The organism is Alcanivorax sp. HI0007 (assembly GCF_001635525.1).
GTDB lineage: Bacteria > Pseudomonadota > Gammaproteobacteria > Pseudomonadales > Alcanivoracaceae > Alcanivorax.
The window spans coordinates 1-8,654 of record NZ_LWEJ01000259.1; the positions used below are offsets into that span (position 1 = coordinate 1).

General features: G+C 59.3%; 6 protein-coding genes. 5 read left to right on the forward strand and 1 reads right to left on the reverse strand.

Features of this window, described 5'->3' with window-relative positions; all coding sequences use genetic code 11:
* Positions 1 to 366 (reverse strand): GMC family oxidoreductase (locus tag A3714_RS15205; protein WP_197463430.1); only part of this gene is annotated, 366 nt, incomplete at its 3' end.
* A gap of 164 nt (positions 367 to 530) precedes the next feature.
* Between A3714_RS15205 and A3714_RS15210 the strand changes: the two genes are divergently transcribed.
* The 5 genes from A3714_RS15210 to A3714_RS15230 all read left to right on the forward strand — a co-directional run bounded on the left by A3714_RS15210 (position 531) and on the right by A3714_RS15230 (position 8,476).
* Positions 531 to 1,109, forward strand: a complete 579-nt coding sequence (locus tag A3714_RS15210) for a DUF3047 domain-containing protein (protein WP_231865973.1) — start codon at positions 531 to 533, stop codon at positions 1,107 to 1,109.
* 311 nt (positions 1,110 to 1,420) lie between these two features.
* A complete protein-coding gene (locus tag A3714_RS15215; RefSeq protein ID WP_062817011.1) occupies positions 1,421 to 1,981 on the forward strand; it encodes an HNH endonuclease in 561 nt (186 codons plus the stop codon).
* Between the two features lie 237 nt (positions 1,982 to 2,218).
* Positions 2,219 to 4,873, forward strand: coding sequence for a bifunctional glycoside hydrolase 114/ polysaccharide deacetylase family protein (locus A3714_RS15220; RefSeq protein ID WP_231865972.1), 2,655 nt, complete (start codon positions 2,219 to 2,221; stop codon positions 4,871 to 4,873).
* Positions 4,836 to 5,708, forward strand: a complete 873-nt coding sequence (locus A3714_RS15225) for a hypothetical protein (protein WP_063508208.1) — start codon at positions 4,836 to 4,838, stop codon at positions 5,706 to 5,708. The genes A3714_RS15220 and A3714_RS15225 overlap by 38 nt, the downstream gene beginning before the upstream one ends.
* Positions 5,708 to 8,476, forward strand: coding sequence for a tetratricopeptide repeat protein (locus A3714_RS15230; RefSeq protein WP_063508207.1), 2,769 nt, complete (start codon positions 5,708 to 5,710; stop codon positions 8,474 to 8,476). The genes A3714_RS15225 and A3714_RS15230 overlap by 1 nt, the downstream gene beginning before the upstream one ends.
* The last annotated feature ends 178 nt before the right edge of the window (positions 8,477 to 8,654 follow it).

Consider the following 8,654-nt stretch of genomic DNA (forward strand, 5'->3'; position numbering starts at 1 on the left):
GAACACCGGCAGGACATCGTCAAAGCTCCAGCCTTCATTTCCCAGTGATGCCCAGTGGTCATAATCCCACTTGTGGCCGCGGGTGTAGCACATGGCATTCACCGCTGAAGAGCCACCCAGGGTCTTGCCCCGCGGGATGTAGATCTGGCGGTTGTTCAAGGCTTTCTGGGGTACCGTGTAGTAACGCCAGTTACGCGCGTTGGAACGCATCATCAGAATGATGCCGGCAGGAATGCGAATAAAGAGACTGTTGTCTGCCGGGCCCGCTTCCAGCAGGCAAACACGGTTATTGGGGTTTTCGGAGAGACGGTTGGCGAGTACGCAGCCGGCGGAACCGGCGCCGACGATAATGTAATCAAACTGCATGATGTCTGCCTTGAGCTTGGGTTGAGACAGGAAAATCCGGTGAAAGCTCCTCTCAGCAGGAGGAGAAAATAGTCGTAAACAGATTGTCTATTTTAGGAAACGCAGCCATGAAAACGAGACCTGTTTGTGACCCGTTGGTCCAATGTATACCAGCGCTGTGTCTTTTGTCTTTGGCTTTGCTGCCCTCCGCGGCCAGTTCTGCAGGACCGGAGGGGTGGCGGGAAGTGGTCTTTGACGGCAAGACCCAATACCGCCTTGAGCAAGGATGCTGGCAGAGTCGGGCCCAGGGTACGGCGTCAGGGCTGGTGCACGAGCATACCGTGGACCTGACCCGCACGCCCCATCTGCACTGGCAATGGCGTGCGGAGCGCATGGCCGATTGGCCGGCGGTGGACGAGAAAAGTCGGCTTGGCGACGATTTTCAGGCACGAGTCTACGTGGTGAAAAAGGGCTGGCTGCCCTGGCAGACCCGGGCCATCAACTATGTGTGGTCCCGGCAGCAGGCGCCAGGGACATCCTGGCCCAACCCTTTTGCTTCCCAGGCAATGATGGTGGTGGTGCAAGGACCGGGTGGTGCCGGCAGCTGGCAATCCTTTTCCCGGAACGTGCGTGAGGATTTTCGTCGCTTTCATGATCTGGAGGTGGATACGGTCGATGCGGTGGCCATCATGACCGACGGGGATAACACCAACACGCAGGTAAGCAGTTGCTACCGGTTGCCGGAATTTCGCAGCACACCCTGAGCCCCACGGTTGCGATACGCACACCCCTCTGTTTATTATTTGTGCAATCCGGTGTCTGTGATCAGTCGGTCACGGTCGTTTGATCAGAGATAACCGGGTAAAGGCACCACGGCTGTGTGGATCCTGTCGATAGAGGCAATTCGGACTTTCCCGGGCATACCCAGTCTGCCTGCCTCTCTGCCTCCTTTTCCCGCTGTCGCAGAATCGTCACTGGTTTACGAGATACTGACCCGAGCGTTGGCATGCTAGTGCCATACCGGGACGGGGCCGTTGTACCCACTGGGGGTACAGCACTGATCGTGAGGTAGCCCATGAGTGAGCGCATTCTGCGTCTGGACAAGACCGGGACCCCCGTTGAATGGCTGGATTGGCAGATGGCTGCCACCCTCTACGCCCGGGGGTTGGTGACCTGGACGCTGGGGGATGTGATCTATCGTCTGCGTGGCGGGACCTGTCGTCTGTCCGGGGAACGTTCCGGTCTGTCACTGCATTCCATCATTGCCTGCGATGGCGTGGCCTATCCCCACAAACGTCCGGCCCCTCCGCTGACCAACCGGGCCCTGTTCCGGCGCGATCAGCATCTTTGTCTCTATTGCGGTAAGCCTTTCCCGGAGCACGCGCTTACCCGTGATCATATTGTTCCCACTTCGAAAGGGGGGCGGGATCGCTGGTCCAATGTGGTCTCCGCCTGCCGACGATGCAACCAGCGCAAGGGCAGCCGCTCTCTGGAAGACATCGATATGGATTTGCTGGCATTGCCGTATGTGCCCAACATGGCCGAATACCTGGCATTGATTAACAGCCACCGTATCCGTGGTGACCAGATGGCGTTTTTACGCAGCCAGTTTGGCAAGAATAGTCGGTTGTTGTAACACGTAAATTTTACATAAATGCCCTTTTTGTCGTATTTGGGTTACATGATGTTTCCCCCATTATTCACGTTGCCTTGAATAGGTATATAAGAACCTATGGCTTTGAGTGAATTGGGGAATTCATTGATTCGTACTTTTGTGACGATTCTTTTTGTACTTCTTTGGGGATCGGCCGGGGCACAGTCTCGCCTGGATCAGGCGGCTGCCTTTTATTATGGGCCGGATATCCCTTGGCACATGCTTTCTGTCTACGATTTCCCTGTGGTTGAGCCCGATCAGGCCAGCGGTGTGCCCGACCGGTATCGCAGTGAACGGTTCTATGCCTATGTCAGCCTGGGTGAAGTGCTGGCATCCCGCCCGTTTTTCAAAAGCCTGAAACCGGAATGGTTGCTGGGCAAAAACCCCGACTGGGGCTCCCATATTTTCGATTTGTCTTCGCCGGATTTGCGGGACTTCCTTGTCGAACAGGTGGTCGCGCCATTGTGGAAGCAGGGTTACCAGGGCTTTTTCTTCGACACTCTGGACAGTTATCAGCTGGTTGCCAAAACACCGGAGCAACGTCAGCATCAGCGTGAGGGGCTCGCCGCGCTGATCAACCAGATCGCGCAGCGTTATCCCGAGGCCCGTTTTATTTTCAATCGTGGTTTCGAGTTGATGCCACTGGTTGAGGCGCCAGTGGATGCCATTGCGGCGGAATCCCTCTACCAGCGTTGGGAAGCCGGCAAGCAACGCTATGCAGCGGTTCCCGAGGAAGACCGTCAGTGGTTGCTGGGACAGTTTTCGGCCATGCGTGAACAATATCAGGTGGCGACCATTGCCATTGATTACACGCCGCCCGGCCAGCGTCAGCAGGCGCGGGAAATCGCGGACAAAATTGCCGGACATGATGTGATTCCCTGGGTCACCAATCCGGAGCTGGACATGTTCGGTCTGGGGGAGCGCGAGGTGCTTCCCCGCAAAGTATTGCTGGTCCATGGCGGCTCCGATGAGCGGCTATGGGAGCTCTCCGATTCGATACGCTATGGCCTGATGCCCCTGCAGTTTCAGGGTCTTGTGCCGGAGATTCGCGCCATCAATACGACGATGCCGGCCGGTAACCTGCAGGGGCGCTATGCGGGTATCGTGGTGTGGCTGGAACAGGAAGAGCTGTCCGACGCCGACTTCGAGGCCTGGCTGGTGGAGCAGAAAGAGGCCGGGGTTCCCATTGCCATGCTGGGCTATCCCGCGGTGGACCCGGTAGGCCCGAATGCCCAGGCCTTCGGGTTTGAAAGCCGACCCACGCCCTTGTCGCCGCCAGCCATTACCGGTCAACACCCGGCTATGGGGTTTGAGTTGGCGTTGCCCAAGCTGATTGAGTTGTCCTCACCCTTGCACAATGTTTCCGCCCAGCCCTGGCTGGAACTGCGTTCCGGGGAGCATACCTATACGCCGGCGGCAACGACCCCCTGGGGGGGCTATGTGTTCCAGCCTTTCATGATCCGCTCGGTATTGCCCGGCGAGAAAGGCGAAGGGCTGGATCGCTGGGTGGTGAATCCACTCACCTTTATTCGTGAGGCCCTGCAGCTGCCGGCCATGCCGATTCCGGATGTGACCACGGAAAATGGTCGACGGCTGTTGTTTGCGCATATGGATGCTGATGGTTTTCCCAGCCTTGCGGAGGTGAAGGGCTATCAGGGGCAAACGGATGCACGGGTATTGCTGGAGGAAGTGCTCAAGCGTTTTGAGCTGCCCACCACCATCTCGGTCATTGAGGGGGAAGTGGCCCCCCACGGGCTTTACCCGAAAATGTCCGCCGAGCTGGAGCAGATTGCCCGGGACATGTTCGCCTTGCCCCATGTGGAAGCGGCGACCCACACCTATTCCCATCCCTTTTTCTGGTATGACGCTCAGCGAATGCCCGGCCAGTTGTACGGTCCGGAAGGACAGCTGCGTTTGCCCATTCCGGGCTACCGGATGGATCCGGTTCGGGAGGTTGTCGGCTCTGCAGAATACATCAATGAGAACCTGCTAAGCGGGGACAAGCGAACGGAAATGGTGTTGTGGAGCGGGGACACCATTCCCACTCCCGAGGCGTTGGCCGCAGCCCGGCAGGGTAACCTGCTCAATATGAACGGCAGTGACACCATTATCACCGAAAGTGCACCCACCTGGACCCTGGTAAAGGGCATTGGCGTGCCCAAGGGTGACGAATACCAGGTTTATGCGCCCAACCAGAACGAGAATATCTACACCAGAGAGTGGACCGGTCCTTTCTACGGTTTCGAGCGGGTGATTGAAACGTTCAAGCTGACGGAAACGCCCCACCGTTTCAAGCCGGTCAATATCTATTACCACACCTATATCGCCAGCAAGACGGCGGCACTGGAATCCCTGTTGACTGTCTACCGTTGGGCACAGTCCCAGCCGTTGCATCCGGTGTTTGCGTCGGACTACGCCCGCAAGGTTCTGGATTTCAATACCATAGTGATCGCCAGGGAAGGCAATAGCTGGCGCATCAAAGGGGAGGGACAGCTGCGTACCCTGCGTCTGCCTGATGCGTTGGCTTTGCCGTCGCTGCCCGGCAGCAAGGGCATTGCCGGTTACCGTGAAGATGGCCCGGGTCGCTATGTGCATTTGTCCGCGAATGAGGCCCACTGGCAGCCCGGCCCGGATCCGGTGCCTTACCTGCAACAGGCCAATGCCCGTCTGACCATGTTTGCCCGGGAGGAGAAGGGTTTTCGTTTTTCTCTTGCCGGTCATACCGACCTGGAATTTGCCATCGGCAATGCTGGCGGTTGCACCCTCAACCATAATGGTGGGTCTTTGACACCGGTACGTCGGGAAGGAACCCTCTATCACTACAGGAGTGCGAAGCATGGGCTCGAAGAGCTACGGCTACACTGTTCGCACTGAGCGATTACGGGTTTTCGGTCCAACCGAGCTACTTGCCTGCCTGTTGTTGATTGCTGTGGTGTGCTGGCTGACCTTTCCGCGGGATCTGGCCACCACACTGCGTACCGCGCGCCTGGATGCGGTGACATTGAGTTACATGCAGGCCTGGCTGAAAGCCAAACCTGATGACCATGAACTGCGGCTGTTGATGGCCCGGGAGTTGATCGTGCTTGGCCGGTTTGCTGAGGCCGATGCACAGCTGGACTGGGTTGAAGCCGCCGATGCGGGCTATCTGCCAGAGATACGCTGGCTGAGACTGAAATGGGATTTCAAGCGGTTGATGGCCATGGAGCCTGAACTGCGTCCGGCCTCACGGTTGCAAGCTGAGACCCTGGCCAGTGTCCGTGCCCAGGACTGGTCCATGCTGAACGGCGAGCAGCGCCGGGAGTTGGCGGAAATGGCCCTGGTACTGGGGGCTGCGGAGCAGGCGGTCCGTTACTACCGCCTGCTCGCCGGCGAGGCGGAGCGGCCGGGGGACTGGTATGAAAAAGCCGGGCGCGTTCTGCTGGGGGAAGGCAACTATCTGGCCTCCGGGCTGGCCTATGGCGAAGCCATGCGAGCGTCCAGTGCCCCTGCCGTAAGCAAATATTATTTCCTGGAGGCGCTGGCGGCCCTCGAAGCGGGCAGCCTCCATGAGGTGGCCTTGCGGTTTGCGTCGCGCTACGAACATCTCTACTACCGGGACAAAGAGGTGCTGTATCGACTCATGCGCCTGGCCCAGGCGGGTGGCAACCTGGCCCAGGCCCAGCGCTATGCCGTACGTCTGTTGCGTTTGCCGGATTCGGGGGAGCAGTAATGAAGCGGCTGCTTGTCCTGTTGTTATTGCCCCTGTCGTTGTTCCCTGGCGTTGCCCTGGCAGAGGCACCGGAACCCTACGTGGAAAGTTATTACCTGCACAGCTATGAGGTTTTCGTGGCAGCGGGCAATCTGGTGCGGGCGCGTCAGGTGGTGGAGAACGCTCTCTACTGGCGGCCCGGGGATATCCGTTGGTGGCAGCGGCTGGCACAGATTGCCGACTGGCAGGGTGATAGTGCGACCGCCCTGAGAGCCTGGTGGAAAGTGGCAGAAACCACGGACGATCCGCAGGCCTGGCAGCAGGTGCGCCAGCGCGCTCCGCTGGCCTACGATCACCAGCTGACCCTGCGCGTATACAAGGAGTTGCTGGAAACCTCCCCCCGCGACAGGGATATGCTGGCTACCGTGGCTCGTCAGTATGAGCTGCTCGGCCAGGTCAGTGAGGGTCTCGATTTCCTCGCGGACTGGCATCGCCGCTATCCGGGCCAGGCCATATTGTGGGAAATGCAGCGACTGGCGTGGAATCAGGGTGAGGAAAAACGCGCAGCCCGTTACGCAAGACAGTACATGGATCGTTACGGTCCGGATCGGGAGATGGCGCTCAATGTTTCCCGTTATCGTTGGCTGGATGGCCAGCGGGAACAGGCCTACACGGAACTGCGTACCGATGCCCAGGGGCTTCCCTATGATCCGGATCTCACCCGTCGCCTGGCGATCATGGCCAGCGAGCTGGGGCAATGGCAGGCGGCCATGGATGACTACCAGACTTTGCTGGATCAGGGCGACGAAACCCTGCCCGATCTTTATCAGTACATCACTCTGGCCCGTTATTACGACCGGGAGCGGGTCGTGGCGTTAATGGAGCGGGCCTGGCAGCGCAATGGTGATCAGGCCTTTGCCATGGGCGCACTTTATCAAATGCAGGATGCGGGGCGTTGGCAGGCCATTGATGATTTCCTGGCCCGGCTGAGTGACGCCCAGTTGCAAAAACTGCAACAGGACCCGAGTTTTCTTCGCTTTTACGCCAACCTGCTATTGCGCAGGGGGGAGACGGAACAGGCCGCGCAGTGGTTGCAGCGGGCGCTGGAACTGGCGCCCGGCAATCGGGAAACCCGTATTGCCTGGTTGTGGCTGCTGGTAGCAAGCGGTGATGATACCCAGCTGGCCCAGACTCTGGCAGCCTGGGAGGCGGGTATCCGCCTTGACCGGCGTTACTGGGAGGTGCTTGCCGCTGCCCACATGGCCCTGGGACATACCGAGCAGGCGGTCCGCTATGAAAGTCGTCTGCTGGAAACCGCTCCCGGTGACTGGGAACGGCAGTGGCAGTATGCCCAGGCGCTGATCGCAGCAGGCCGGGACGGTGAGGCCTGGCCGATACTGCGCAACTTGCACCAACGTGTGCCCTTCCCGGTCAGTGACGATAAGCAGAATCTGTATCGCGATATGCGTTTGGCCCTCAGTCAACGGTTCGACGGTGGAGACAGTTCCTGGCAACTGGCGCAACAGATCCGTCAGCAGCAGGGGGATGAGGAAGCCCGTGCGGAATGGCTGGCCCAATGGGCGCTCGGCCATAGCGAGCCGGAGCAGGCCCGTGCCTGGTACTTGCGCAAGCAACAGGCAGCCGGAGCCCTCCATGCCGGGTCGGCACTGGCCTATGCCATGCTGAACAGCGACCGGGATGCGGTGGCGCAAATCCGTCAGCGTTATGCCGGCCAGTTGACCCTCTCTGAGCAACTGGAGGCTCGTGTACAGCTGGACGAGGATCGGCGCGCTACTGCCACACTGATGGCCATGCAGGCCGGTTCTCCGGAGTTGGCCGGTGCCAACAATCAGCAGGAGTCGCTGCTGTTACCCAGCGCCCGTTTCAGTGAGTTGGTAGTGGGGCAACGCCGTCTGGGGGCCCTGGAGATGACCGACTGGGCATTCACCCAGTACCAGCCATTCAGCGACTACAGCACCCTGTCGGCCCGCTATCGTCAGCGGCAGTTTGGCAGTAATGACCGCACCCAGCTTGACGTGAATGAAGCGGAACAGTGGCTGAGCCTGGAATGGCAATATCAGCGCGAACGCTATCGTCAGCGTCTCTCTTTGGGTCAGCGTCAGTTGCTGGATAACAGCGAAACCACGGCGGAGCTTGAAGTAGGGGGCAACTGGCACTCCGACTGGTCAGCCAGTTGGCGATACCAGTGGCGAATGCCAGCGGATGAGACCTCCCTGTTGTTGCTGGGTGGGTCGCGAACGGGTAACCAGCTTCAACTCAACTGGTCGCCCCAGGCTACCTGGCAGAGCAGTTTGGATTGGGCGGATTATGAGTACCGGGATCTCAATGACCAGATCCTGGGAGATGGCAGTATTCTCAATCTGCAAACTACCTGGCGGCCCTGGCTGTCCCGTTTCTCGCCGGGGCTGCGTCTGCGACATACCCGCGCCGACTTTACCGAAACCGGGGACAGCATGGGGGAGGTTCGGGCGCTGCTGCCACCGGGGGCGGACACTGGTCCTTTACCGCAGGATTACAACGAATCCGGCGCCTCCCTGTTACTGGGAATGCCGGATGTGCATATCCGTCCGCATCGCCTGCAGGGATGGGGTGAAATCGGTTATGTGAATAACAGCATTTCCGGCGATGGCTTTATCGGCCGGTTAGGGCTCGCCGGTCCGCTGCTGGGGCGCGATGCCTGGCAGTTGTCTCTGGAGCGCCAACTGAATACCGGTGGCAACGACGAAGACAGCTACCGGGCCGAACTGCAATACAGGATTTACTATTAGGAGCATGAGATGAAACAGGTTGTTGCTTTGTTGCTGGCACTGATGCTGGCCAGTTGCACCCATGTACGCAGTAGTCAGGACGTCTCGCTGGACGCGGAAGGGACCTGGCTGGTGCTGCCGCTGGTCAACCGCACCGGCACCCCCCAGGCCGGGTTGCGGGCAGCGGCCATCGTCGAGT